General features: G+C 66.5%; 22 protein-coding genes. 12 read left to right on the plus strand and 10 right to left on the minus strand.

The annotated features are described in order from the left end of the window. Positions 1 to 20: 20 nt before the first annotated feature. Positions 21 to 1,436: a methyltransferase family protein gene (locus PS060_RS11345; RefSeq protein WP_273983261.1), complete on the plus strand. Its 1,416-nt coding sequence runs from the start codon at positions 21 to 23 to the stop codon at positions 1,434 to 1,436. 2 nt (positions 1,437 to 1,438) lie between these two features. Here PS060_RS11345 and PS060_RS11350 read toward each other — a convergent pair whose 3' ends face one another. The 3 genes from PS060_RS11350 to PS060_RS11360 all read right to left on the minus strand — a co-directional run bounded on the left by PS060_RS11350 (position 1,439) and on the right by PS060_RS11360 (position 3,987). After that, positions 1,439 to 1,741 (minus strand): putative quinol monooxygenase, encoded by a 303-nt coding sequence (locus tag PS060_RS11350; protein ID WP_273983263.1) that lies wholly within the window; start codon positions 1,739 to 1,741, stop codon positions 1,439 to 1,441. Between the two features lie 11 nt (positions 1,742 to 1,752). Further along, a complete protein-coding gene (locus tag PS060_RS11355) occupies positions 1,753 to 3,123 on the minus strand; it encodes a glutamate--cysteine ligase (RefSeq protein WP_273983264.1) in 1,371 nt (456 codons plus the stop codon). Between the two features lie 120 nt (positions 3,124 to 3,243). After that, positions 3,244 to 3,987: a 16S rRNA (uracil(1498)-N(3))-methyltransferase gene (locus PS060_RS11360; RefSeq protein ID WP_273983267.1), complete on the minus strand. Its 744-nt coding sequence runs from the start codon at positions 3,985 to 3,987 to the stop codon at positions 3,244 to 3,246. Between the two features lie 39 nt (positions 3,988 to 4,026). Between PS060_RS11360 and PS060_RS11365 the strand changes: the two genes are divergently transcribed. Genes PS060_RS11365 through PS060_RS11375 form a run of 3 tightly spaced genes read left to right on the plus strand, consistent with a single transcriptional unit; the run spans position 4,027 to position 5,973 of the window. Further along, complete coding sequence (locus PS060_RS11365; RefSeq protein WP_273983269.1) at positions 4,027 to 4,422, plus strand: hypothetical protein; 396 nt, start codon at positions 4,027 to 4,029, stop codon at positions 4,420 to 4,422. Further along, positions 4,419 to 5,321: a 4-hydroxybenzoate octaprenyltransferase gene (gene ubiA / locus PS060_RS11370; RefSeq protein ID WP_273983271.1), complete on the plus strand. Its 903-nt coding sequence runs from the start codon at positions 4,419 to 4,421 to the stop codon at positions 5,319 to 5,321. Before PS060_RS11365 ends, ubiA begins: the two co-directional genes overlap by 4 nt. Positions 5,322 to 5,325: 4 nt before the next feature. Then, complete coding sequence (locus PS060_RS11375; RefSeq protein WP_273983273.1) at positions 5,326 to 5,973, plus strand: SOS response-associated peptidase; 648 nt, start codon at positions 5,326 to 5,328, stop codon at positions 5,971 to 5,973. Here PS060_RS11375 and PS060_RS11380 read toward each other — a convergent pair. Then, a complete protein-coding gene (locus tag PS060_RS11380) occupies positions 5,964 to 6,338 on the minus strand; it encodes a VOC family protein (protein ID WP_273983275.1) in 375 nt (124 codons plus the stop codon). The two genes, PS060_RS11375 and PS060_RS11380, sit on opposite strands and share 10 nt — an antisense overlap. A gap of 98 nt (positions 6,339 to 6,436) precedes the next feature. Here PS060_RS11380 and soxR point away from each other — a divergent pair, with 98 nt between their 5' ends. From soxR to PS060_RS11395, 3 genes are all read left to right on the plus strand, one after another. Further along, positions 6,437 to 6,895, plus strand: coding sequence for a redox-sensitive transcriptional activator SoxR (soxR, locus tag PS060_RS11385; RefSeq protein WP_273983277.1), 459 nt, complete (start codon positions 6,437 to 6,439; stop codon positions 6,893 to 6,895). Positions 6,896 to 7,028: 133 nt separating this feature from the next. Beyond that, on the plus strand, positions 7,029 to 7,922 hold the full coding sequence (locus PS060_RS11390) for an ABC transporter ATP-binding protein (RefSeq protein ID WP_273983278.1): 894 nt from the start codon (positions 7,029 to 7,031) through the stop codon (positions 7,920 to 7,922). A gap of 15 nt (positions 7,923 to 7,937) precedes the next feature. Beyond that, positions 7,938 to 11,537: an ABC transporter permease/M1 family aminopeptidase gene (locus PS060_RS11395; protein WP_273983279.1), complete on the plus strand. Its 3,600-nt coding sequence runs from the start codon at positions 7,938 to 7,940 to the stop codon at positions 11,535 to 11,537. A 30-nt stretch (positions 11,538 to 11,567) separates the two neighbouring features. Here PS060_RS11395 and PS060_RS11400 read toward each other — a convergent pair whose 3' ends face one another. Next, complete coding sequence (locus PS060_RS11400; RefSeq protein ID WP_273983281.1) at positions 11,568 to 12,107, minus strand: SixA phosphatase family protein; 540 nt, start codon at positions 12,105 to 12,107, stop codon at positions 11,568 to 11,570. Next, positions 12,104 to 14,731, minus strand: coding sequence for an ATP-dependent DNA helicase (locus tag PS060_RS11405; RefSeq protein ID WP_273986911.1), 2,628 nt, complete (start codon positions 14,729 to 14,731; stop codon positions 12,104 to 12,106). The genes PS060_RS11400 and PS060_RS11405 overlap by 4 nt, the downstream gene beginning before the upstream one ends. A gap of 192 nt (positions 14,732 to 14,923) precedes the next feature. Here PS060_RS11405 and PS060_RS11410 point away from each other — a divergent pair, with 192 nt between their 5' ends. From PS060_RS11410 to PS060_RS11420, 3 genes are read left to right on the plus strand one after another with little or no spacing between them, the layout of a single operon-like run. Then, positions 14,924 to 16,540 (plus strand): lysine--tRNA ligase, encoded by a 1,617-nt coding sequence (locus PS060_RS11410; protein ID WP_273983283.1) that lies wholly within the window; start codon positions 14,924 to 14,926, stop codon positions 16,538 to 16,540. Positions 16,541 to 16,547: 7 nt separating this feature from the next. After that, entirely contained in the window at positions 16,548 to 17,066 is a 519-nt protein-coding gene (locus tag PS060_RS11415) for a DUF1003 domain-containing protein (RefSeq protein WP_273983285.1), read from the plus strand. 4 nt (positions 17,067 to 17,070) lie between these two features. Then, complete coding sequence (locus PS060_RS11420; RefSeq protein ID WP_273983287.1) at positions 17,071 to 17,487, plus strand: hypothetical protein; 417 nt, start codon at positions 17,071 to 17,073, stop codon at positions 17,485 to 17,487. On the opposite strand, the gene PS060_RS11425 is transcribed toward PS060_RS11420, so the two are convergent. After that, positions 17,488 to 18,156 carry a prolyl hydroxylase family protein gene (locus PS060_RS11425; RefSeq protein ID WP_273983289.1) on the minus strand — a complete coding sequence of 223 codons (669 nt, stop codon included), beginning with the start codon at positions 18,154 to 18,156 and terminating at the stop codon, positions 17,488 to 17,490. It abuts the gene before it with no gap. Between the two features lie 108 nt (positions 18,157 to 18,264). Then, the gene (locus PS060_RS11430; protein WP_273983291.1) at positions 18,265 to 19,569 is read right to left on the minus strand and encodes an RcnB family protein; all 1,305 of its coding nucleotides are present in this window, start codon (positions 19,567 to 19,569) and stop codon (positions 18,265 to 18,267) included. A 178-nt stretch (positions 19,570 to 19,747) separates the two neighbouring features. Between PS060_RS11430 and PS060_RS11435 the strand changes: the two genes are divergently transcribed. Then, a complete protein-coding gene (locus PS060_RS11435; protein ID WP_273983293.1) occupies positions 19,748 to 20,332 on the plus strand; it encodes a pyridoxamine 5'-phosphate oxidase family protein in 585 nt (194 codons plus the stop codon). On the opposite strand, the gene PS060_RS11440 is transcribed toward PS060_RS11435, so the two are convergent. Next, entirely contained in the window at positions 20,329 to 20,985 is a 657-nt protein-coding gene (locus PS060_RS11440) for a GGDEF domain-containing protein (protein WP_273983294.1), read from the minus strand. The genes PS060_RS11435 and PS060_RS11440 overlap by 4 nt on opposite strands. A 126-nt stretch (positions 20,986 to 21,111) precedes the next feature. Continuing rightward, on the minus strand, positions 21,112 to 22,785 hold the full coding sequence (gene ettA / locus PS060_RS11445; RefSeq protein WP_273983295.1) for an energy-dependent translational throttle protein EttA: 1,674 nt from the start codon (positions 22,783 to 22,785) through the stop codon (positions 21,112 to 21,114). A 109-nt stretch (positions 22,786 to 22,894) separates the two neighbouring features. On the opposite strand from ettA, the gene PS060_RS11450 reads away from it, so the two are divergent. After that, a complete protein-coding gene (locus PS060_RS11450) occupies positions 22,895 to 24,310 on the plus strand; it encodes a M28 family peptidase (protein WP_273983296.1) in 1,416 nt (471 codons plus the stop codon). Positions 24,311 to 24,365 lie beyond the last annotated feature (55 nt).

Consider the following 24,365-nt stretch of genomic DNA (forward strand, 5'->3'; position numbering starts at 1 on the left):
GTGTGTAGGGCAGGGCGGCCATGACTGCGCCTGCCTTTCCCGATCCAACCCTGCGTGCTGCCCCTCCGGTCAGTGACGTTTCGACCGGCGTTGGCCTTGTCGGGCTGGCCGGTCTGATGCTGTGGATCGCCTTCTGCCGCTCCTATCCCGAGATCGCCGGCGTGTTCCGCTTCACCGGGGTGTTCTCCGGAGAAAGAGGCGTCTTGTCAGGGCCATACGCGGCGCTGGCGGCGATGCTCTTCACCGCCGTGCCGATGGCCCTGTGGTCGGTGCTGGTCGACAAGGTGCACCTGCGCCCCTCGACCGGGATCGACTGGTCGCTGAAGCGTCCCCTGCCCGAGGTGATGCCGGTGGCGGTGGTCAAGCTGGTCGGGCTGTGGGCGACCTGGGCGCTGCTGGCGGCGTTCTATGCGCTGGCGCGGTGGTATTGGTCAGGCAACTACCTGTTTGCGATGGAGGTGCTGAGCATCGCCATCCTGCCGCTCGTAACCCTTTCGGTTCCCTATGTAATCTGGCTAGACCGCTATCTGGTCGAGCCACGCGACGGGTGCTACCAGTTCGGCGCCTTCGTCCTCGGCGGCGGGGTGATCGGGCGTGACCAGTGGGATCGTGCCGCGCTCGCCAAGCACTGGCGGGCATGGATCATCAAGGGCTTTTTCGGCGCCTTCATGATCTCGATTCTGCCGCCCGGTTTTGCCCAGGTGGTCGAGGCCGATCCGGCGCAACTCGTTGCCCGGCCTGTCGAATTCGTGATGCTGCTGGTGACGCTGCTGTTCGTGATCGACGTGCAGATCGGCACGGTGGGCTATCTTTTGACCCTGCGTCCGCTCGACTCGCACATCCGGTCGGGCAACCCGTTCCTTGCAGGCTGGCTCGCCGCGCTGCTGTGCTATCCGCCCTTCGTGTGGGGGATCATCGGGCCTGACAATCAGGTGCTGAGTTACGAGACCGGCACGCCGGGCTGGGCGCACTGGTTTGCCGGGCAGGACGCCTTGCTGTGGGGCTGGGGTGCCATTCTGGTATTCCTGACAGGCGTCTACGCCTGGGCGACGGTGGTGTTCGGCATCCGCTTTTCGAACCTCACCTATCGCGGCGTGCTGACCCACGGGCCGTATCGCTTCACCCGCCACCCGGCCTATCTGTCGAAGAACCTGTTCTGGTGGGCGAGCGTGCTACCCTTCCTCGTTGCCGATGGTTCGGTGGTCGAAGGGGTGCGCAACAGCGTGTTCCTGCTCGCGGTGAACGCCCTCTATTACTGGCGCGCGCGGACGGAGGAGGCGCATCTGCTCGCCGAGGATGCGAAGTATCGCGAGTATCACGCCTGGATGGAACACCACGGACTGATCACCGCGCCGCTGGTGCGGCTGAAGCAGATGGTGACCGGCGGCAGCGGAGCGGCGCAGGCCAATCAGCCGCACGCCTTCCCCGCCGAATAGGATTACATCACCGGCGCCCCATCATCGGCGGCAAACTTGACCGCTTCGATGACCTGAAAATCGAGCGCGGCAATCGCCGCGCCGAAGGCCGCCATGTGCGGGGTGGCAAAGTGCGCCGCGAGTGCGGCATCATCGACCCACTTCTCGACGATGTGGATGATCGTGGGATCGCCGAGATCCTGCGTGAAGGCATAGGCGATGCAGCCTTCCTCGGCATTGGAGGCGGCCACCATGGCGGCGATGGCGGGCTTGGCTGCCGCGAGCGCGTCTGCACTAACCTTGGCTTTTGCGAGTACGATCAGCATCTTGGCTCTCCTCAGAAGGCCTGTTCATAAACGCGGGTGATGTCGCCGTTCCACTCGCCATGATAGGCGTCGAGCAGGCGCTGGGCGGGCACCTTGCCGCTGGCGACGATCTCGTCGAGGGTTTCGAGATAGCCGGTCTCGTTGTCGCCTGCCGCATTGAGCCGCGCGCGCGCCTTCAGCCCGGCATGGGCGATCTTCAGCACTTCGCGCCCCAGATCCTGCAAGGTGCCGCCATCGGGCGATTTCGTGGCGAGCGCCAGGCGGGGGACTTCGTTTCTGAGCCGCTCGCGCTCTTCCATCGACCAGCCCTTGACCAGATCCCACGCCGCATCGAGCGCGCCCTGATCGTAGAGCAATCCGACCCAGAAGGCAGGCAGCGCGCAGATGCGGCTCCACGGGCCACCGTCGGCCCCGCGCATTTCGAGGAAGCTCTTGAGGCGCACTTCGGGGAAGGCGGTCGAGAGGTGGTCCCACCAGTCGCTCTGGGTCGGGCGCTCGCCGGGCAGCACGGAGAGCTTGCCCTCGAGGAAATCGCGGAACGAGAGCCCCGCCGCGTCGATATATTTCCCGTCGCGGAAGACGAAATACATCGGCACATCAAGCATATATTCGGCCCAGCGCGCATAGCCGAAGCCGTCCTCGAAGACGAAGGGCAGCATCCCAGTGCGCGCCGGATCGGTGTCCGACCAGATGTGCGAGCGGTAGGAGAGGAAACCGTTGGGCTTGCCTTCGGTGAAGGGCGAATTGGCGAAGAGCGCGGTCGCGAGCGGTTGGAGGGCGAGGCTGGTGCGGAACTTCTGCACCATGTCGGCCTCGCTCTGGTAGTCGAGGTTCACCTGAATGGTGCAGGTGCGCAGCATCATGTCGAGGCCCATGCTGCCAACCCGCGGCATGTGGCGCAGCATGATGTCATAGCGCCCCTTGGGCATGATCGGCAGCGCTTCACGGGTCTTGTCGGGCCACATCCCGAGGCCGAGATAGCCGACCCCGCATTTCTCGCCGATTTCCTTGACTTGCGCCAGGTGCCGCCCGGTTTCCGCGCAGGTCTGGTGGAGGTTTTCGAGCGGTGCGCCCGACAGTTCCAGCTGGCCCGCCGGTTCAAGGCTGATCGCCCCGTCCGCGCCCTTCAACGCAATGACGTTGCCGCCTTCCTCGACCGGTGCCCAGTCGAATTTTTCCAGCCCTTTCAGCAGGTCACGAATACCGCAGGGCTCATCATAGGAAGGCGCGCGGTGATCGGAATGCTTGTAGACCAGCTTTTCGTGCTCGGTGCCGATGCGCCAGCGCTCGGGCGGCTTTTCGCCGCCGATCATGGGGGCGACCAGCTGGTCGAAGCCTTCGATCACCGGATCGTCGGCAGTGGAAGCTTCGCGTGTGCTCATCGAAGTGGCCCTCTTTGGCCGGTTGCTTTAGAAAACTGATTTGCCGGTGGGAAGGCAAATTCGCCTTTGCGCAAGGGAAGGCCGTTTGTCTTGCAAAATCGCGAATGCGCCGCGCGATCGTTACCAGTCGCCCGCGGTGCCCATCCACAGCGACAGGGCGGCGAGTGCGGCCGTCTCGCCGCGCAGGATGCGCGGGCCGAGGGTGATGGGGCGTGCGGCAGGATGCGCGCGGATCGCGGCGCGCTCGGCCTCGTCAAAGCCGCCTTCGGGGCCGGTGAGGATGGCGGCAGGGCCGGAATGTCCGGCAAAGGCGGCGGCGGCAGGCTCGCCGCCATTCTCGTCCGCGAAGAACAGGACGCGGCCTTCCGGCCAATCGCCCAGCAGCGCATCGAGTTTCACCGGATCAGCCAGTTGGGGCAGCGCGGTGCGGGCGCATTGCTCGGCAGCTTCGGTGGTGATGGCGCGGGCGCGGTCGAGGTTGAGCTTGTCGGCCACGCACCGCCGGGTGACGAGCGGCTGGATGCGCGCCGCGCCGAGTTCGGTCGCCTTCTCCAGCACAAGGTCGAAGCGATCCTTCTTCAAAAGCGCGGGGCACAGCCACAGGTCGGGCACGGCCTCGCGCGGGCGGAGCAACTCGGCCACCTCCAGCACCACATCGCGCTTGCCGACGTCGGCGACCCGCGCGGCCCATTCGCCGGTCACGTCATCGCACAGGATCACAATGTCGCCGGGCTGCGCGCGCATGACGCGGGCGAGGTAGTGCGCGGGATTGCCCTCGATCCGCACGCTCGCCCCTGCCGCGAGCGGATCGGCGACGAACAGGCGCGGGGCGCTTTTGGGGGGCCAGGCGGGGGTGGCGGGCATGGCTTTGCACTAAGCGCTTGCGGCGCTAGGGAGCAAGTCATGTCCGCGCGAACCGCTCAATTCCTGATCGCTGCCGTGTTCCTGATCCTTGGCGGCTGGGCGCTATTCGCGCCGGGCAGCGTGATCGCGCTTGGGGTGACCGAGGCCTATCGGGACAGCACCTATCTCACCCGCTTCACGATGGCGTGCTTCGGCGCGCAGGCGGTGCTGTTCGGCCTGATGGCGCTGGTGACCCGCTGGAGCGCGCGCAGCTTTGCCGTTTTCGCCGTGCTGCTGCTGCCGTTCTTCGGCTTCAACTACTGGTTCCATTACGAGGTGCCGGTGCTGACCAGCATCGGGATGCTCGACTTTGCGGGGAACGTGACCATGCTGGTGCTGGCGGTGCTCGGGTGGCGCGCGGCATCGCGTGAGGCGGCGGCGGAGGCAGCGGCATGACCGATCAGGTCGTCCCCGACAGCGAACATCGCGGGATTGTCGCACGCCTGCCGCAACTGCCGCGCGACCTGGCGCTGCTCGCCCGGTTCGACCGGCCGATCGGATGGTGGCTGCTGTTCTGGCCCTGCGTGTGGGGGGTGTGGCTTGCCGGGGCGGGCTGGCAATTGCCGCTGCTCGGCTGGCTGCTGCTGGGGAGCATCGCGATGCGCGGGGCGGGGTGCGTCTATAATGACATCGTCGATGCCGATCTCGACGCCCGCGTGGCGCGCACGGCGCTGCGTCCGGTGGCGAGCGGGCGGGTATCGAAAAAGGCGGCGTGGATCTGGCTGGTGAGCCTGTGCCTCGTCGGCCTTGTCGTGCTGTTGCAACTGCGCTGGCAGGCGCAGCTGATCGCGCTCGGCAGCCTTGCGCTGGTTGCGGCCTATCCCTTCATGAAGCGCATCACCTGGTGGCCGCAGGCGTGGCTGGGGATGGTGTTCACCTGGGGTCTGCTGGTGGGCTGGACTGAGCTGCGCTGGGACAACTGGGAGGTGCTCGCCTGCCTGTATGCGGGCGCGATCTGCTGGGTGATCGGCTATGACACGATCTACGCCCTGCAGGACCGCGAGGATGATGCGATGGTCGGCATCCGTTCCTCTGCGCTGGCGATGGGATCGCGCGTGACGGCAGGCGTCGGCGCGTTTTACGCGCTTGCAATCACGTTTTGGGCGCTCGCTGTGTGGCTCTACCGCGAGGACTGGCTCGCCTGCCTCGCGCTGCTGCCGGTGGCGGGGCATTTCGTCTGGCAGGTGGCGACGCTTGATGCCGCCGATCCGGACAACCCGCTCACCCGCTTCCGCGCGAACCGCTGGGCAGGCGCGCTGATGGCGGCGGCGTGTTTCGTGGTCGGGAACGCCTGAGGGGATGTGCAACCTCTACCGCATGACGAAGAACGCCTCCGAGGTTGCGGCGTGGTTCGATGCGGTGGAAGGGGCAGGGGGTGCGAACTTCGCGGCCGAGGTCTATCCGGGCTACACGGGCCTCGTGGTTGCCGAGGGCGCGGTGCGGCCCATGACCTGGGGCTTTCCGCTGGTGCTGAAAGGCAAGCAGGGGCAGCCCTTGAAGCCCAAGCCGGTCAACAATGCGCGTTCCGACAAGCTTGCGACCTTCTTCTGGCGGCACTCGTTCGAACAGCGCCGGTGCCTGATCCCGCTGACCGCCTGGGCCGAGGCGCAAGGGGCTAAGGGGCGGATGACCCGCACCTGGCTGTCGCGCCCCGATGCACCGCTGTTCGCAGCGGCAGGCGTGTGGCGACGCTCGGACGAATGGGGCGATTGCTATGCGATGGTGATGACGGACAGCGAAGGCACCGATGCTGCCAGCGTGCACGAACGGATGCCGGTGCTGCTCGCGCCGGACGATCAGGCCCGCTGGCTTGCAGGTTCGCCGCAGGAGGCGCTGGGCGTGTGCCGGGGGTGGACGGGGGCGCTCACCATCGAGCGAACCGGCGAGCCCTGGGCGAAGTCCGTAGTGCCGCCGCCGCCCGCCCAGCCGGGGCTGTTTCAGGCATAGCTGACCATCTCGAACTCGATCCCGTCCCAGTCAAAGAAGTAGAACCGCCGCCCGGGTTCGTAATCGGCATGGTTGAACGGCTCGAGCCCCGCCGCCTTGACCACCGCCTCGGCTGCATCGAGATCATCAACCACCAGCCCGACATGGTTGAGCGGCAGCCCCTTGGCATGGCGCCCGGCGAGGGCAGCGCCTTTGGTGTAGACCGCGATGTAATCCCGCGCGCTGCCGACATGGATTGTCTCGCCGCCGAGTTGCGAAGGCCCGCGCCAGCGGATGTGCCAGCCCATCAGGCGCTCCAGCAGGGCGGCGCTGCGTTCGATATCGCTGACGGTGATGTTGATGTGTTCGAGATAGCCGTGGGGCATGGGAGGTATCCTTCTTCTGCATGATGCGAATCAATGAACTTGCCGAGTTTGCAAGCTCAACCTAACTTGAGGTCAAGCTTATTCGGAGCGCCCCAAGGATGACCGCCACCCGCCGCCTCAAGACGACCGACCTGCTTGCCATCGGCGACGTCGCGCGCCGCACCGGGCTGAGCGTTTCGGCGATCCGGTTCTATGAGGATCAGCGCCTGATCGAGCCGGTGCGCACCGGCGGCAACCAGCGGCGGTTCTTGCGGTCGGACATCCGGCGGCTGTCCTTCATCCTGATCGCCCAGAAGCTCGGCCTCAGCCTTGGCGAGATCCGCACGGCGCTCGCCAGCCTGCCGCATGGCCGCACGCCCACGGCATCGGACTGGGAGACGATCAGCGCCGCCATCCGCGCGCGGCTCGACGCGCAGATCGCCGACCTCACCCGCACCCGCGATAGGCTGGACGGGTGCATCGGCTGCGGCTGCCTCAGCCTCAGCCATTGCGCGATCTGGAACCCGGACGACCGGCTGGGCGCAGAAGGGCCGGGCGCGCGCAAGCTGCTGGCCTGATCGGGCCTGCGGTCAAGAGTGGTCGACGAACGACGAGCTGCGTCGATCAACGACGTGTGTTATCCCACTAATACGGCTTTATCCGCGCGCACTGCGTGATATTGTCTCGCCGGAATTCATCAGGGGACGCATCATGCTCGAACTCAGCCATGTCAGCCATGTCTATCCCAATGGCACCCACGCGCTCGACGATGTGAGCCTGACGATCCCCAAGGGGATGTTCGGGCTGCTGGGGCCGAACGGGGCGGGCAAATCGACCTTGATGCGCACCATCGCGACCTTGCAGGCGCCGACCCAAGGCGCCATCCGCTTCGGCGATATCGACGTGCTGGCCGAGCCTGATCGGCTGCGCCGCACGCTGGGCTATCTGCCGCAGGATTTCGGCGTCTATCCGCGGGTCTCGGCCTACCAGATGCTCGATCACATGGCGGTGCTCAAGGGCGTGAACAACCGCGGAGAGCGCAAGGCGATGGTCGAGCACCTGCTCAATCAGACCAACCTGTGGAGCGTCCGGGCCAAGGCGATTGCCGGCTTTTCGGGCGGGATGCGCCAGCGTTTCGGCATCGCGCAGGCGTTGATCGGCGAGCCGCAACTCATCATCGTCGACGAGCCCACCGCCGGGCTCGACCCGGAAGAGCGCAACCGTTTCCTCAACCTGCTGGCCGGGATCGGGGAGAATGTCGTGGTGATCCTTTCGACCCATATCGTCGATGACGTCGCCGACCTGTGCCCCCGCATGGCAGTGCTGGCGGGCGGCAGGGTGCGGCTGGAGGGTGCCCCGCGCGAACTGATCGCCAGCACGCAGGGCCGCGTCTGGCAGAAGACCATCCCTCACACCCAGCTCGCTGAAATGCAGGCCAGCCACGAGGTCATCTCGCACCGCTTCTTCGCGGGCGAGATCGTCGTCCATGTCCTTGCCGAGAGCCAGCCCGAAGGTTTCGCCCCGGTCAGCGGGGGGCTGGAGGATGTCTATTTCGCCACCCTTGCCGAATCCCGCCGCACCGCGCCTGCCGCTCAGGCCGCGTAAGGGAGGACAGGGGCCATGCTGACCGCCAGCCTTGCTGCGTTCGAAATCCGCTATCAGCTGCGTAACCCGGTGTTCTGGGTTTCAGTGGCGATCTTCCTGCTGATCGGTTTCGGCCTTTCTGCCAGCGACAATGTCAGCGTCGGCACGCCGGGATCGGTGCACGAAAACTCGCCCTATGCCGTGACCTTCGCGATGGGGCTGATGGGCACCTTCTATCTCTTCGTCATCACGTCATTCGTCGCCAATGCGGTGGTGCGCGATGATGCGACCAAGTTCGGCCCGATGATCCGCGCGACCCCGGTCGGTCGGTCGAGCTTTCTGGCCGGGCGCTTTTTCGGCGGGTTGGCGATTGCGGTGCTGGGCTTTCTTGCCGTGCCGCTGGGGATTGCGCTGGGGACGGCGATGCCCTGGGTCGATCCCGAGACCGTGGGGCCGGGCGGGCTTGCCATCTATGCCTGGCCGTTCCTCATCATCGCCATCCCCAACATCATCCTGTCTTCGGCGTTGCTGTTCAGCCTCGCGACCATCACCCGGTCGATGCTGGCAAGCTATATCGGCGTGCTGGTGCTGGTGATGGGCTATCTCAGCATCAGCATCATCCTGTCGAGCGATCCATCCTATCAGGACGCGATCGCGCGCTACGAGCCCTTCGGCATGGGAGCGTTTGGCGAGGTGACGCGGTACTGGACGGCAGCTGAAATGAACACCAAGCTAGTCGCGCTCGAGGGCAACCTGCTGTTCAATCGCCTGTTCGTGCTGGGATTGTCGGCGCTGTTCCTCGGCCTTGCCTGGGTACGCTTCAGCATGACCGAGCGCGCGCCGTCGCGCTGGCGGCAGCGGCGGCTGGCCAAGCAGGCGGCCGCCGCGGCCAGAGCCGAGGCCGTGCCGCCCCGCGCACTGACCGCGCCTGTCACCCGCAGCTTCGGCATGGGCCACGCGCTCGCCAGTTTCGGTGTGCGGCTGCGGACCGAGGTGCTGCTGGTGCTCAAGAGCCCTGGCCTGATCGTGCTGCTCGCGCTGGCGCTGGCGCTGACGCAGATCAACCTGTCCTTTGCGCAGACGATCTACGGCACCCCGTCCTACCCGTTGACCGCCAATGTCATCAGCACCGTGCTGGGCAATATGCTATTGTTCAGCCTGATCGTTGCCGTGTTCTACGGCGGCGAGCTGGTCTGGCGCGAGCGCGACGTGAAGATCGGCGAGATCGTCGATGCGACCCCGGTGCCGGCGTGGGTGATGTTCGTTCCCAAGATCCTGGCGATCTTCGTGGTGCTGCTGGCCATGTCGCTGGCCGGGATGGCGCAGGGGATCGGCTTTCAGCTGGCCAAGGGCGCGCCGAGCATCGACTTCGGCCTCTATCTCACCGCCTTCGTGCTGCCCCAGAGCGTCGATCTGCTGCTGTTTGCGGTGCTGGCGGTGTTCTTTCAGGTCTTGAGCCCCAACAAGTATGTCGGCTGGGGTCTGTTTCTGGTGTGGTTCCTGACGCGGATTTTCCTGTCGAACCTTGGCTACACCAATATCCTCTACAACTTTGGCGGCGGGCCGGGCGAGCCGCTCTCCGACATGAACGGCACGGGCGGCTTCTGGGTCGGGGGGCTGATCGCGCGGGCCTATTGGGCGTGCTTTGCTGTGCTGCTGCTGGTGGCCTCGCACTGGGCCTGGCCGCGCGGAACGGTGGTGGCGGTGGTGCCCCGCCTCAAGGGGATGGCCCGGCGGGTGACGCTCGCCTCGGGCGGGATCGCGGTCGCGGCGCTGGCGGGCATGGTCGGCACCGGCCTTGTGATCCACCACAATATCAAGGTGCTCAACGCCTATGAAACCGCCGACGAGGCCGAGGCGCGGATCGCCGAGTATGAGCGCAAATATCTTAAATATGCCGGTCTGCCGCGCCCCGTGGTCACCGACGTTGTGTTGGACGTGGCGATCGACCCGGCAGCGCGGCGGATCGATGCCAAGGGCAGCTATATGTTGCGCAATGACAGCGGCGTCCCGATCCGCGAGCTGCACGTGCGGCAGGGCGATGATGGCGTGGTCTTTGCAAAGCTCGATCTGCTCGGCGCGAAGCTGGTCAGCAACGACGCGCGCCATTTCCACCGCATCTACCGCTTCGACACGCCGCTGGCACCCGGCGCTGTCACGCGGATGGACTTCACCTCGCAGGTGTGGCGGCGCGGCTTTGCCAACCGGGAGGCAGCGACCGACATCGTCGACAACGGCACCTTCGTGAACAACACCGTGTTTGCGCCGGTGATCGGGATGGATCGGCGCGGGTTGTTGCAGGATCGCACCGCGCGCCGCCGTCAGGGTCTGCCGGACGAGCAGCGCATGGCCAAGCTTGAGGATGCAGCTGCGCAGCGTGAAAACTATGTCCATGCCGATTGGGTCAACGCGCGCATCACCGTCAGCACCGCGGCGGATCAGGTGCCGATTGCGCCCGGCAACAAGCTGTCGGACAAGGTCGAGGGTAGCCGCCGGGTAGCGGTGTTCCAGTCGCCCGCGCCGATTCTCAATTACTTCTCGGTGCAATCGGCCCGCTATGCCGTGGCCGAGGAGCGCGCGGGCGGCATCCTCTACTCGGTCTATCACGACCCGCGCCACGCGTGGAACGTGCCAGCGATGATGCGCGCGATGAAGACCTCGCTTGCCTACTACGGACGCAATTTCGGGCCGTACCAGTTCGGCTATGCGCGGATCATCGAGTTTCCGGGCTATGCCGATTTCGCGCAGGCCTTTGCCGGCACCATGCCCTATTCCGAAGGCATCGGCTTTGCCGCCGACGTGCGCGATCCCGAGACGATCGACTACGTCACCTATGTCACCGCTCACGAGGTGGGGCACCAATATTGGGCGCATCAGGTCATCGGCGGGGATATGCAAGGGTCGACCCTGCTGTCGGAAACGCTGGCGCAATATTCGGCGCTGATGGTGATGAAAGAGATCTACGGCCCGGACAAGATCCGGCGCTTCCTCAAGTTCGAGCTCGACCGCTATCTCGAAGGGCGCAAGGGCGATGTGCTGGACGAGCAGCCCTTGATCCGGGTCGAGAACCAGCAGCACATCCATTACCGCAAGGGCAGCCTCGCGATGTATCTCCTCGCCGAACGGCTGGGCGAGGATGCGGTCAACCGCGCGCTGGCGCGGCTGGTGGCACGCTTCAAGTTCAAGAGCGCGCCCTATCCGCGCAGCCTCGATCTGATCGCGGAATTGCGCAAGGAGGCGAAGACGCCGGAGGATCAGGCGCTGATCACCGATCTGTTCGAGAAGATCACGATCTACGACCTCAAGGCCAAGGAGGCTGTGACCAGGCAGCAGGCCGATCTGACCTGGCGCACACGCATCACGATTGACGCCGCCAAGTTCTATGCTGGCGGCAAGGGCAAGGAGACGCCTGCGCCGCTCGCCGAGGCGATCGAAGTCGGGGTCTTCACCGAACGCCCCGGCACGGGCGCCTTCGACAAGGCCAAGGTGCTGTCGATGAAGCGCGTGTCCCTGCGCGGCGGCAAGCAGCTAGTCGAGGTGGTGACCAAGGGCGCCAAGCCCGCCTTCGCCGGGATCGATCCCTACAACTTCTACATCGACCGGGATTCGGACGATAATGTGGTGGCGGTGAATTAGGGGGCAGACGCCCCTCGTGAGGGGACGGAGCTAGCCCTCCGGCCCCAGCGCCGGATCGAGGTCTCTCGGCCGCGCGAAGTGGACGAGCTCGGCGCAATAGCGCTTGAGCTCGCTCCAGTGGGCGATGTCGCATTCGAGCACGGCATAGGCAGCGGTCGGAAACTTCACGACCGCTTCCTTGAACAGCGCGTTCTCCTTGCCCGGCGCGACCAGTTCCAGAAGCACGTCTTGCAGACCGGGGTTGTGTCCGGAAATGAGGATCGCCTTGGCCTCGTCTTCACCGCTGCCCGCATGGGCCTCGATCGTCTCGACGATGGTGTCGAAGCTCGCGAGATAGAGCCTTTGATCGTAGATCGGCTCCACCTCGGGCAGCGCGCCTTCCAGCGTGAGCTTGACCCGCACCGCCGGGCTGGCGAGCACCTTGTCCCACTTGACCCCGTGGTCGCGGATATGCTGGCCGATCAGACCTGCGCCCTTCTTCCCGCGCGCATTGAGGCCGCGGTCGAAGTCGCGCTGGGCGGTGTCGTCCCAATCGGACTTGGCATGGCGCAGGAGGCCGAGAATCTTCATAAGGGCAAGGCTCCTCCCGCGTGCTCGCTCGCCGCTTGCACAACACCAGCCGAGAGGCGTTGTAAAGCCTCATCGAGCGTGACGCGCTGCACGGGCGTGCCTTTGGGGAAGGCCGAGAGCAGCCGGGTGGGAAAGGCCGGGCTGAGAACGATGAAGTGCCCGCAATCGTCCTTGCTGCGGATCAGCCGCCCGAAGGCCTGCGCCAGCCGCGCGCGGATGATGCGGTCGTCATAGGCCGAGCCGCCGCCTGCGAGCCTGCGCGCCTTGTGGAGGATATCGGGGCGGGGCCAGGGCACCTGCTCCATCACCACGCAGCGCAGCGAATGGCCGGGCACATCCACACCGTCCCTCAGCGCATCGGTGCCGATCAGGCTGGCGCGCGGATCATCGCGGAAAATGTCGACCAGAGTGCCGGTGTCGATCGGATCGACGTGCTGGGCATAGACCGGCAGACCCGCCCGCGCGAGCCGGTCGGCGATGCGGCCATGCACAGCGCGCAGGCGGCGGATCGCGGTGAACAGGCCGAGCACGCCGCCGCCCGATGCCTCGATGATCCGCGCATAGGCCCCCGCCAGCGCGGGCAGATCGCCCTTGGCGATGTCGGTGACGATCAGCACCTCGGCCCGCGAGGCGTAATCGAAGGGACTGGTCGCCTCCGACAGCAGCGGTGCGACCTCGACATGGGCCGCGCCGGAGCGCTGGATGGCGGAGGCCCAGCGGTCATCATCGTCCGTCCGGTCGGTCAGCGTCGCGCTCGTCAGCAACACACCATGCGCGGGTTCGAGCACCACGCGGGCAAAGGGCTTCATCGGGTCGAGCCAGCGGCGGTGGATCGCCACATCGAACTCGCGCGCGTCGGAACGGTCGACCGCAAGCCAATCGACGAATTCCGGATCGGCCGGGCCGCCGAGCCGGTCGAGCAGCGCTTCCCACGCCGCGATCAGATCGATCCGCCATGCGAGCGCAAACCGCGCGCCTTCGATCCGCGCGCGGCCTTGTGCGTCGAGCCAGTCGGGCGGCTCCGACAGGATCGCTTCCAGCCGCCCGCCCAGCCGGATCAGCGGCACGCGGATGCTGGCGAGCGCCTCGCTGGCCGCACCTGCCGCCTCGATCACTTCACCCGGCAGGCCCGCCGCCTCGGTCTCGATTCCGTAGCCCGCATCAACCCCGCCGCTTTCGTCGCGCGCATAGGTGGCGGTTCGCACCGCGGCGAGCAGGGTTTCGACCGGGCCAAAGGGGCTATTTTCGGAAAGCCGCTGGAGCCAGCCATCGGAGGGCAGCAGCTGGCCCGCCTTGCACGCCGCGGCGATGGCCTCCGCGCCCGCATCATCATAGCTGGCAAGGTCAGCGAGCCGCGCCGAAAGCCCTCGGCGGCGACCACGCGATTCCTTTTCGGGGCCGATGATCCAGCGCCGCAGTTCGATGGTCTCCTGCCCGGAGAGAGTCGCGGCAAAGGTGGAATCGGCGGCGTCGAAGACATGGTGGCCTTCGTCGAAGATCAGCCGCGTCGGGCGCTGGTTGGGGTCTCTCGCCCGCGCGGCATTGACCATGACGAGCGCATGGTTGGCGATCACCAGATCGGCCTGCGCGCTATCCCGCGCCGCGCGCTCGATGAAGCATTTGCGGTAATGCGGGCACCCGGCATAGATGCACTCGCCGCGCTGGTCGGTGAGCGCCGCGATCCCGCGCTTTCGGAACAGCGTGCCCAGCCACCCCGGCAGATCGCCGCCGATCATGTCGCCGTCGCGGGTATAGGCGCCCCAGCGCGCGACCAGCTGCGCCAGCACCGCAGGCCGCCCGGCAAAGCCGCCTTGCAGCGCGTCTTCGAGATTGAGGAGGCAGAGATAATTCTCGCGGCCCTTGCGCACCACCACCGGCGGGGTGCCGTCGGCGCGTTTCACCGGCCAGGCGCGGCGGCTTTCGGCGCGCAATTGGCGTTGCAGGTTCTTGGTGAAGGTCGAGACCCACACCGTGCCCCCGCTGAGGCCCGCCCAGACCGAGGCAGGGGCGAGATAGCCCAGCGTCTTGCCGATCCCCGTTCCTGCCTGCGCCAGCGCCAGATGCGGCCTGCCCGGGGCCGAGCGGGGCGCGAAGATTTTCGCCACATCGGCGGCATAGGCGCGCTGGCCCTCGCGCTGTTCCGCCCCTTCGCCGGTCAGCCGCGCGAGCTGCGCCTGCACAGCCTCGGGCGAGAGTTCCACCTGGCGCGGGGCGGGGCGCTCGCCCGCTTCCTCCCACTCGGGCAGGCGCGCGAACAGCCAGCGTTCGGCGCGTTCGGGCTTGGCGATGTGCGGCTTCAAGACCTGTGCCCATGGCCAGCGCAGGCGCTCCAAGGATTGCAGCGCGCTCCACGCCCCCTCGCGCTCGGGCCAGTCGGGCGCGCGGCACATCGCTGCCAGAGCGCCCGCCGCGCGTTGGAGCATTTCGGGCACTGCGGCGTCGTTTTCGGGCACGGGCAGCCCCAGCGCCTCGGCGAGGCCGCGCGGGGTCGGCACGCAGAAGCGCGCGGGGTGGATGAAGGCGAAGGCCTCCAGCAGATCGAGGCCCGAGAGGTCAGGATAGCCCAGGCGGCTTGCCACCAGCGGGGCGTTCAAAAGCAGCACCGGCGTATCGGCGGCGGCCATGATCGCATCGCCCTTCGGCACGGCCTGCGTTGCGCCGTCGTGGCTACGCAGCCAATGCCCGCCATGGCTGGCGTGGAGCGCGGGCAGGAGAAGCGGATCGGGGGCGGTCACGCCCGCATCATTGGGCGAGGGCCGCAGCGATGTAAACGCACCCTTGCATGGCTGTCCGCTATCCCTAATAGCCGCCCCACTATGACCATCACGCAAGACGCCCTCATCGCCGCAGCGACCAACTCCAAGGCCTGGCCGTTTCAGGAGGCGCAGCGCCTTGCCAAGCGGCTGCCGGAGGGCAAGCCCGGCGGGGTGCTGTTCGAAACCGGCTACGGCCCCTCAGGCCTGCCGCATATCGGCACCTTTCAGGAAGTGCTGCGCACCAGCCTCGTCCGCCGCGCCTACGAGGTGCTGACCGGCGGCGCGCCGACCCGGCTGGTGGCCTTCTCGGACGATCTCGACGGCCTCAGGAAGGTGCCCGGCAACGTCCCCAATCAGGCGATGCTGGCCGAGCACATCGGCAAGCCCCTGTCACGTATCCCCGACCCGTTCGAGAAGTTCGAAAGCTTCGCCGCGCACAACAACGCGATGCTGCGCGACTTCCTCGACCGCTTCGGGTTCGACTACGAATTCGTCAGTTCCTCCGATTGCTACAATTCGGGCCGGTTCGACGAGGCGCTGAGGGCGGTGCTGACCAATTTCGGCGCGATCATGGACATCATGCTGCCGACCCTCGGCGAAGAGCGGCGCAAGACCTACTCCCCCGTCATGCCGATCAGCCCCACCACCGGCGCGGTGTTGCAGGTGCCGATCGAAGTCGTCGATGCCGCCGCCGGAATCATCCGCTTCACCGACGAGGACGGCTCTGTGGTCGAGCAATCGGCGCTGGGCGGCATGGCCAAGTGCCAGTGGAAGGTCGACTGGGCGATGCGCTGGGTGGCCTTGGGCGTCGATTACGAGATGTATGGCAAGGACCTGACCGACAGCGGCATCCAGTCGGGCAAGATCGCCCGCGTGCTGGGTGGCCACAAGCCGGAAGGCCTGATCTACGAGCTGTTCCTCGATGCCAAGGGCGAGAAGATCTCCAAGACCAAGGGCAATGGCCTGTCGATCGAGCAATGGCTCGAATATGGCAGCCCGGAGAGCCTTGGCTACTACATCTTCGCCAATCCCAAGAGCGCCAAGCAGCTGCACGCCGGGGTGATCCCCAAGGCGGTGGATGATTACTGGCAGTTCCGCGCCGCCATTCCCGGGCAGGACATCGACAAGCGGCTCGGTAATCCCGTGTGGCACCTGCTGCGCGCGAATGAGCGCCATGAAGGCGCCGACGCACCGGGACAGGGCGATACGCTGCCCGTGCCCTTCAGCCTGCTGCTGAACCTTGTGGGCGTGCTGGGCGCAGGCGCGACGCGGGAGGCGGTGTGGTCCTATCTCGGCAATTATGTCGAGGACGCCGATCCCGCCAAGCACCCGGCACTCGATGCGCTGGTGGGCCGGGCGCTGGCCTATAACCGCGATTTTGTCGCACCCACGCTGGCCAAGCGCGCGCCGGTGGGCGGGGAAGTGGCTGCGCTCAAGGCCTTGGACGCCGCGCTCGCCGCCGCGGATCCCGCGACCAGCGCGGAAGACTTGCAGACCATCGTCTACGAGATCGGCAAGATCGAGGAGTTCGGCTTCGGGAACCTGCGGGACTGGTTCAAGGCGCTTTACGAGACCCTGCTCGGCTCCGAACAAGGCCCGCGCATGGGCAGCTTCATCGCGCTCTATGGCATCGCGCCCACCCGCGCGCTGATCGCCGAGGCGCTGGCCAAGGCATGAGGCGCGCATGACCCATGCCGTCGATCCCCACAAGCTCGCGCGCGACCTGCTCGGCCGCGACTTCGACGAGCTTGAGGCGGACGAGCAGCGGGTCATCAAGCGTGTGGCGGCAGGAACTTTCACCGGGCGCGATGCCGATGAATTGGCGCAGGCGCACGAGACGTGGAAAGACCGCCTCGCCGACCGGGTTGCAGCCGTGGGCGGAAGCTGGAGCTTCATTGTCGGCTTCGGCGTGGTGCTGGTGGTGTGGACCGGGCTCAACAGCGGGGCCTTGCAGGCGATGGGGTTCGGCCCGTTTGACGCCTATCCCTTCATCTTCCTGAACCTGATGCTCTCGATGCTGGCAGCGGTGCAAGCGCCGGTGATCCTCATGAGCCAGAACCGGCAGGCGATGAAAGACCGCATCACCGCGCGCCACGATTACGAGGTGAACCTGCGCACCCAGCTCGAAATCCTGCGCCTGTCGCACCGGGTCGAGGCGCTGGCGCGCGATGTTAGGGCGCTGGCGGAAGATCGAGGAGAATAGGCGGATGCGCCGATCACCCCTGGCAAACCTTGCTGCCCTCGTCGCGCTGGCTTTGGCCCCGGCCGGGCAACCGCAGCCGATGTCCACGATGGGCAACCGTCCGGTGACGATCAGCAGCCCGGAGGAAGGGCTCGACCCTTGTGCGCTCGGCATGATCAATGACCCGCCGACCGGCCCTGATGTCGGCGCCGTGATGGTGTTTCCGGGCGACTCGACCGAGCTCGCCTATGTCGACACGCTCGAACACGGCTTTCCCGTGTGGATCTGCGACAGTTCCGAGGGCTGGTACGGCATCGTCTATTCGCGCGACCCCGATCGTGATTGCGGGATCAGCAGTCCCGAAGGCGAACCGCGCCCCTATCTCGGCCCGTGCGATTGGGGCTGGGTCAAGGAAGAGTGGGTCGAATTCGTCGCGGGCTGATTATCGCCATTCGCGGGTGCGATACCATTTGGTGATGATGTACTTGGCGCCGCGCACCACGGGCGTCCCGGCATGGATCGTCGCCTCATTGGGGCGGCCGTCGGGCAGGGCGTTGTTCCAGACCAGCAGTGCGCCGGCCTTGGGCTCAATCTGGATGCCGAGCTTGGTGAAGGCGGTGGCACCGCCCGCCTCGACCGCGTTGAGATAGGCCATCGCCGTCCAGCTGCGCTGCCCGCCGCGCGCCTCTTCCTGCGGCCAGTAACCTTCGGTGGTGTAGAACCAGTCGTTATGCGCCTTGAATTGCTGACCCGGCAGATAGCGCTGCCCCTGGATCGGCTCCCCGATCTTGGCCTCGACCCCGAGCAGCGCATCGATCCGGGCAGAGATCCCGGCGACAAAGGCATCATGCGGATCAAGGTCGCCCGAATAGGACGTGCGAAAGCCGCTCGCATAATCGATCTCGTGCAGCGAGGAGGGGCGAGCAACCGCATCGATCATGGCACACAGGCGGGCACATTCGGCATCGTCCAGAAAGCCGCCGATGGCGAACAGCTCCACGGTGTCGCTCGGCACCTTGTAGACAGCCGGATGCGCCGCCAGCCGTGCGCGCACCGCCACGCCGAGGCTGGCAAGGGCGGGCTGGTCGGGAACGGTCGCTGGCATCGTCATGCTGCCAGCCTAGCAAGCCGGCCCGCCGCGGCCAAGCCATCTGACGGGCAAGGAAAAAGCCCCGCCGGATCGCTCCGACGGGGCTTCCTGTTTGCCTCTGGCGGAGACCTACCAGAAGAAATCGTGGATCACATCAACCACTTCGCCGGTGTAGATATCGACCAGCAGGACATCGTCATAATACCTAACCCACTGGTAAGGCCCGTAAGCCGGGGGCAGACGGTAGGCCCAGGGGTCGTTGATGAAGAAGCGCGGCTGGAAGAACAGGCTGTCGAGGAAGAAGCCAATGCTCAACCGGCTGTAACGGTGCGACCGGAACGGGGCGTAGTACGGCCCCGGACGATAGAGGAACTGGTTGCTGCGCCGCCAGTCGCTCCAACCGAACCGGCGGTTGTCGCGCCAGCCGCGATCCCAGCGCCGGAAATCGCGGTTGTCCCAGCCCGGGCGACCGTTCCAGCCCCAGCGCCAGTCGTCGCGCCGCCAGCCACGCCGGTCATCGCGCCAGTCTCCGCGCCGGCCATCGCCGCGCCATTCGCCGCGCCCATCGCGCCCATCACGCCAATCGCGTCCGTCACGGCGACGGTCCTCGCGCACCGCGTCGCGCACGCCCGAGCCCCAGCCGCTGTCGCGCCGATCCGCACGGCGATCACCGCGATCATCCACGCGGTCAGCCCGGCGATCTCCACGATCTTCGATCCGGTCGGCCCTGCGGTCGCCGCGATCTTCGATGCGGTCGCTGCGCCTGTCGCCGCGATCCTCGATGCGGTCGGCACGTCGGTCGGTGCGGCGGTCGACCCGGTCTGCGGCGGCATCCCGGCCGCGCCAGTCGAGCCGGTCGGAACGGACGTCGCCGCGCTGTTCCACCCGGTCAGCCCGCACTTCGCTGCGGCGATCAACGCGATCGGCGCGCACTTCGCTGCGGCGATCAACGCGATCGGCGCGGACTTCGCTGCGCTGGTCGATCCGGTCGGCGCGTCCGCCCGCAGGCGGTGCCGCACGCTCGGCGGCGCGGGTACGGGCGACAACTTCGCCGCCGAAACCGCGCGTCGGCGCGGCCGTGGCCGGACGCTGTTCAAAGCGCTGCGGCGCGGCCCGCTCGGGGCGAGGCGCGGGCGGCGCTACCCGTTCGGCACGCACCGGAGCCACACGCTCGGGCCGCGGCGCGGCCGCCCGCTCGGGCCGGGCTGCTGCGACACGTTCAGGCCGGGGCGCTTCAAAACGCGGGGCCGGGGCACGAGCCGGGCCGCCGCGCACTTCGCTGCGCATGGCCGGACGCTCCGCCCGCACTTGAGCGCGCGCTTCGGCGCGGGCCTCGCGCCGGTCCTGAGCGACAGCGGCGGTGGTGGGCAGGACCAGCGCGAGCGCCGCGGCCAGCGCCGCCAGCGATCCGCCACCTGCAAACAGGTTCCTCATTGCATTGCCTCCTGTATCGCCCGCCCACCACAAGCGGCTTGTTGGTAGTGCCGCGATTACCCCACGCAGACTGTCGCAGGGATGAACCGGTTCGCCGATGTTCAGAAAAAATGCGCTCAGAATGAATAAGCCCCTAGGGCGCTTGACGAGGGCGGCGTTGCGGCCAAAGGCGCTCGCCATGTTCGAAACGCTCGACGATGTTCTCACCGATTGTCGCAACCGCCTGATTCGCGCGCCGCGCGATCGCAAGGCGCCGATGCATACGCCGGTGATCGTGACCGGCGATGTCGATGCGCGGGTGATGGTGCTGCGCGCCTTCGATTCGAGCGCTTGGTCGCTGCGGCTTCACACGGATTCGCGTTCGCCCAAGGCACAGGTGATCGGCGCCGACCCGCGCGTGGCGGTGCTGTTCTATGACAAGGGCGCCAAAGTCCAGATCCGCGCCCGCGGCACCGGAACGATCATGCGTGAAGGGGCCGAGGTCGATGCGGCCTGGGCGGCTTCCACCAATTTTGCGCGGCGCTGCTATTTGGGGGAGGGGCCGGGCGCGGCCTCAGCCACACCGACCTCGGGCTTGCCGCCCGAATTCGAAGGGGTCGAGCCTGACGAGGCACAGCTGATCCCGGCGCGCGAGAATTTTGCGCTCCTCAAGATTGCGCTTAACGCGTTCGACTGGCTCTATCTCGCCCACACCGGCCATGTCCGCGCGCAGTTTACCCGCGCCGACGACGGGGCATGGGAGGGGCGCTGGGTTTCGCCCTAGGCGGCAGAGGCGGCAGAGACGGGGCCGGGCGCCGGGAGCAATATCACTTCCTCGATTTCGCTCGCCGGCACGACATGATCCGCGCCCTGATCGACCGCAGCATCGAGCGCGCGGCGCGCGCGGTGGTCGATGATGTCGATATTCTCGCCGGCGCGGTCGGCAGCGACCCCGAAGCTTGCGGTCAGCCGTGCCTCATTGCCGAACTGGTGGAGCCGCAACTGCGCGAGCTTGGCGCGCAGGCGATCGGCAATCCGCACGGCGGCACGTTCGTCGGCGCCAGGGATGAGAATGGTGAAGCCGTCGCCCTCGGCGAGCGCGATACGGTCATGGCGACGCAGGCCAGCGCGCATGACTGCGGCAATATGCTCGCGCACCTGATTGCTGGTATCGGCATCCCATTCGCTGCGGAGCGCGGCAAACTGGTCAATTCGCCCATGCAGCACGGCGTGCGAGCCCGAGCGCAGGGCGTTGCGGCGGGCGGCCAGATCGACGGCCTGTTCCAAGACCGAAGGCTTGAGGAGTTCACGCAGGCTGTGGCGTCGCGGATCGAGTCGGCGATTGGCGCGCCGTTCTCCAAACCACACGCCCAGCACTGCTGCCCCCGCGAACATCGGTACGGCCAGCTCCAGCGGCACAATTATCCCCGTTGCCACGCCCCACGTCCCCTTTGCGACCTGCTTGTTATTGCCAAGCAGATTGACGTAGCGCTGATTAAGAGAGCGTAAAGGCGCAGGCTCTGGCAGGCGATTGGGGCTGGCGCCGCCAACCGCCTGTGCCTGTCAGCGGGTCAGCTTCTTGTAGGCAAGCCGCGTCGGACGATCCGCCGCGTCGCCCAGGCGGCGGCGCTTGTCTTCCTCGTAGGCCTCGAAGTTGCCTTCGAACCACTCCACGTGGCTGTTGCCTTCGAACGCCAGGATATGGGTGGCGAGACGGTCGAGGAAGAAGCGGTCGTGGCTGATGACCACGGCGCAGCCCGCGAAGTTCTCGATCGCGTCTTCCAATGCAGCCAGCGTTTCGACGTCGAGGTCGTTGGTAGGCTCGTCGAGCAGGAGAACGTTGCCGCCCTGCTTGAGCATCTTGGCCATGTGCACGCGGTTGCGTTCACCGCCCGAAAGCTTGCCGACGTTCTTCTGCTGGTCGGCACCCTTGAAGTTGAACGCACCCACGTAGGCGCGCGTGCTCATGTCCTGCCCGTTGACCTTCATGTAATCGAGCCCGTCGGAGATTTCCTCCCAGACGTTCTTCTTGGGGTCGAGGTGGTCACGGCTCTGGTCAACGTAACCGAGGCGCACGGTCGAACCGATCTCGATCGTGCCGCTGTCGGGCGTTTCCTTGCCGGTGAGGATCTTGAACAGCGTCGACTTACCCGCGCCGTTCGGCCCGATCACACCGACGATCCCGCCCGGGGGGAGCATGAAGGAGAGGTTTTCGAACAACAGCTTGTCGCCATAGGCCTTGGTGACGCCCTTGGCCTCGATCACCTTGCCGCCAAGGCGCTCGGGCACCTGGATGACGATCTGCGCCTTGCCGACCTGACGGTTGTCCTGGCTGTTCTGGAGCTCTTCGAACTTGCGGATACGTGCCTTGGACTTGGTCTGGCGCGCGGCGGGGGTCTGCCGGATCCACTCGAGCTCGCGGGCCAGCGCCTTCTGCTTGCCGCTTTCCTCGCGGCTTTCCTGCTCCATGCGCTTGGCCTTCTTCTCGAGATAGGTCGAGTAGTTGCCTTCGTAGGGGTAGTAGGAGCCGCGATCGAGTTCGAGGATCCACTCGACCACGTTATCGAGGAAGTAGCGGTCGTGGGTGATCATCAGCACCGCGCCGGCATAGTCCTTGAGGTGGTTTTCGAGCCACTGGACCGATTCAGCATCGAGGTGGTTGGTCGGCTCGTCCAGCAGCAGGATCGAGGGCTTCTGGATCAGCAGCCGGGTGAGCGCGACGCGGCGCTTTTCGCCGCCCGACAGGTCCTTCACCGGCCAGTCGCCCGGGGGGCAGCGCAGGGCTTCCATCGCCACTTCGAGCTGGTTGTCGAGCGTCCAGCCATCGACCGCGTCGATCTTGTCCTGCAGTTCGCCCATCTCCGCGCCGAGCGTGTCGAAATCGGCATCGGGCTCGCACATCAGCGCCGACACTTCGTTAAAGCGCGCGACGAGATCGGCGGTTTCCTTGGCGCCTTCGCGGACGTTCTCGAGCACGGTCTTGGTCGGATCGAGTTCGGGCTCCTGCTCCAGATAGCCGACGGTGATGTTCTCGCCCGGCCAGGCCTCGCCGGTGAAATCCTTGTCGATCCCGGCCATGATCTTGATCAGGGTCGATTTGCCCGCGCCGTTGGGGCCGACAATGCCGATCTTGGCGCCCTGATAGAACTGGAGCGAGATGTTGTTCAGCACCGGCTTCTGCGCGCCGGGGAAGGTCTTGGTCATGCCCTTCATGACATAGGCGTATTGGGCGGCCATCGGAGGGTCCTCGTAACGGGTCTGGAAGTTTGGCTGCGCAGATAGGGAAGGGGAGGGGGAAGGGCAAGCGGCTAGACTTGGGCGAGGGGCGGCGATAGCACCTTGCGCCATGAACCGTACCCTGACCGCGCTTGTCGCCCTTTCGCTTTGTGTCCCCGCCGCAGCCAATGTTCCGCCGCCGCTCGATCTGGCGCAGCGGGCTGATCTTGCGCTGGCGAGTGACAATCATGCCTATGCTTTCATCGAAGGCCTGACGACCGAAGTCGGGCCGCGACAGGCCGGCACCGAGGCCGAAGCGCGGGCACGCGCCTGGGCGGTGGAGTGGCTCAAGCAATATGGCTTTGAAAACATCGCGATCGAGCCCTTCATGATGGACACCTGGGTGCCCGGCGACATTGCCCACGCGCGGGTGACGGGGCCGTTCGCGCAGGATCTCGAGGTGCTGCCGCTCGGCAATTCGGCGGCGACCCCGGTGGGCGGGATCGAGGCCGAGGTGGTCTATTTCCGCAATGTCGATGAACTGCGGGCTGCGCCCGATGGCAGCCTCAAGGGCAAGATCGCCTTCATCAGCCACGCCATGTCGCGCACGCAGGACGGCAGCCAGTACGGCTTTGCCGGCCCCGCGCGCTGGGTCGGTGCAGGGATCGCTGCGAGCAAGGGGGCGGTCGGCGCCGTGATCAAGTCGGTCGGCACCGACAATCACCGCAATCCGCACACCGGCGGCACCAGTTTCCCCGATGGGATCACGCCAATTCCTGCGGGCGCACTGAGCCTGCCCGATGCCGCCAATCTCGAACGGATGTTCGCGCGCGCCAAGGGCCGTCCGATCACGCTGCGGCTGGAAATGAACCCGCGCCAGCTTGGCCCGAAGGAAAGCGGCAATGTGGTCGGCGAGATCGTCGGGCGCAACCCGTCGCTCCCGCCAGTGCTGCTCGCCTGCCATATCGACAGCTGGTGGAACGCGCCGGGCGCCTTCGACGATGCGGCAGGATGCGGGATCATCATTGCCGCCGCGCGCAGCGTGGCCGAATCCGGCCGCCCGCTGCGCACCATCCGGGTGTTGCTGGCAGGTGCGGAGGAAGTCGGGCTGTTCGGCTCGACTGCCTATAGCAAGGCGCACCTTGCCGAGCCCATTGCTGTCGGGATCGAAAGCGATTTCGGCGCGGACCGCATCTGGCGCTTCGATTCGAACTTCCGCGAAACCAACCCGGTGCTGCACAAGAAAATCGCGTCAGCCGTCGCCCGTTTCGGTGTGTCGAGCGGCACCGATGTTGCAGGCGGCGGGGCCGATCTCAACATCGTGCGCGATCAGAAGGGCGCGCTGATCGACCTGCAGCAGGACGGCACCCGCTATTTCGACCTGCACCACACGCCTGACGACACGCTCGACAAGATCGACATCGTCCAGCTGCGCCAGAATGTCGCGGTGTGGACGCAGGTGGTGGGCATCCTCGCTAACGAGGAGACTGCAATCCTCACCGGCACGCCCATCCCCGCGGCCCCGGCGATCATGCAGAGCAATTAGGCCCGCGCCGCGAAGCACCCGAACAGGTAGCCAGTTTCAGGTCGGCGGCTTGGCA

Source organism: Erythrobacter sp. BLCC-B19 (assembly GCF_028621955.1).
GTDB lineage: Bacteria > Pseudomonadota > Alphaproteobacteria > Sphingomonadales > Sphingomonadaceae > Erythrobacter.

Bases quoted from the DNA above. Each gene is read 5' to 3' on its own strand.
- PS060_RS11345 (WP_273983261.1), top strand. From the start codon at position 21: ATGACTGCGCCTGCCTTTCCCGATCCAACCCTGCGTGCTGCCCCTCCG.
- PS060_RS11350 (WP_273983263.1), bottom strand. From the start codon at position 1,741: ATGCTGATCGTACTCGCAAAAGCCAAGGTTAGTGCAGACGCGCTCGCG.
- PS060_RS11355 (WP_273983264.1), bottom strand. From the start codon at position 3,123: ATGAGCACACGCGAAGCTTCCACTGCCGACGATCCGGTGATCGAAGGC.
- PS060_RS11360 (WP_273983267.1), bottom strand. From the start codon at position 3,987: ATGCCCGCCACCCCCGCCTGGCCCCCCAAAAGCGCCCCGCGCCTGTTC.
- PS060_RS11365 (WP_273983269.1), top strand. From the start codon at position 4,027: ATGTCCGCGCGAACCGCTCAATTCCTGATCGCTGCCGTGTTCCTGATC.
- ubiA (WP_273983271.1), top strand. From the start codon at position 4,419: ATGACCGATCAGGTCGTCCCCGACAGCGAACATCGCGGGATTGTCGCA.
- PS060_RS11375 (WP_273983273.1), top strand. From the start codon at position 5,326: ATGTGCAACCTCTACCGCATGACGAAGAACGCCTCCGAGGTTGCGGCG.
- PS060_RS11380 (WP_273983275.1), bottom strand. From the start codon at position 6,338: ATGCCCCACGGCTATCTCGAACACATCAACATCACCGTCAGCGATATC.
- soxR (WP_273983277.1), top strand. From the start codon at position 6,437: ATGACCGCCACCCGCCGCCTCAAGACGACCGACCTGCTTGCCATCGGC.
- PS060_RS11390 (WP_273983278.1), top strand. From the start codon at position 7,029: ATGCTCGAACTCAGCCATGTCAGCCATGTCTATCCCAATGGCACCCAC.
- PS060_RS11395 (WP_273983279.1), top strand. From the start codon at position 7,938: ATGCTGACCGCCAGCCTTGCTGCGTTCGAAATCCGCTATCAGCTGCGT.
- PS060_RS11400 (WP_273983281.1), bottom strand. From the start codon at position 12,107: ATGAAGATTCTCGGCCTCCTGCGCCATGCCAAGTCCGATTGGGACGAC.
- PS060_RS11405 (WP_273986911.1), bottom strand. From the start codon at position 14,731: ATGGCCGCCGCCGATACGCCGGTGCTGCTTTTGAACGCCCCGCTGGTG.
- PS060_RS11410 (WP_273983283.1), top strand. From the start codon at position 14,924: ATGACCATCACGCAAGACGCCCTCATCGCCGCAGCGACCAACTCCAAG.
- PS060_RS11415 (WP_273983285.1), top strand. From the start codon at position 16,548: ATGACCCATGCCGTCGATCCCCACAAGCTCGCGCGCGACCTGCTCGGC.
- PS060_RS11420 (WP_273983287.1), top strand. From the start codon at position 17,071: ATGCGCCGATCACCCCTGGCAAACCTTGCTGCCCTCGTCGCGCTGGCT.
- PS060_RS11425 (WP_273983289.1), bottom strand. From the start codon at position 18,156: ATGACGATGCCAGCGACCGTTCCCGACCAGCCCGCCCTTGCCAGCCTC.
- PS060_RS11430 (WP_273983291.1), bottom strand. From the start codon at position 19,569: ATGAGGAACCTGTTTGCAGGTGGCGGATCGCTGGCGGCGCTGGCCGCG.
- PS060_RS11435 (WP_273983293.1), top strand. From the start codon at position 19,748: ATGTTCGAAACGCTCGACGATGTTCTCACCGATTGTCGCAACCGCCTG.
- ettA (WP_273983295.1), bottom strand. From the start codon at position 22,785: ATGGCCGCCCAATACGCCTATGTCATGAAGGGCATGACCAAGACCTTC.
- PS060_RS11450 (WP_273983296.1), top strand. From the start codon at position 22,895: ATGAACCGTACCCTGACCGCGCTTGTCGCCCTTTCGCTTTGTGTCCCC.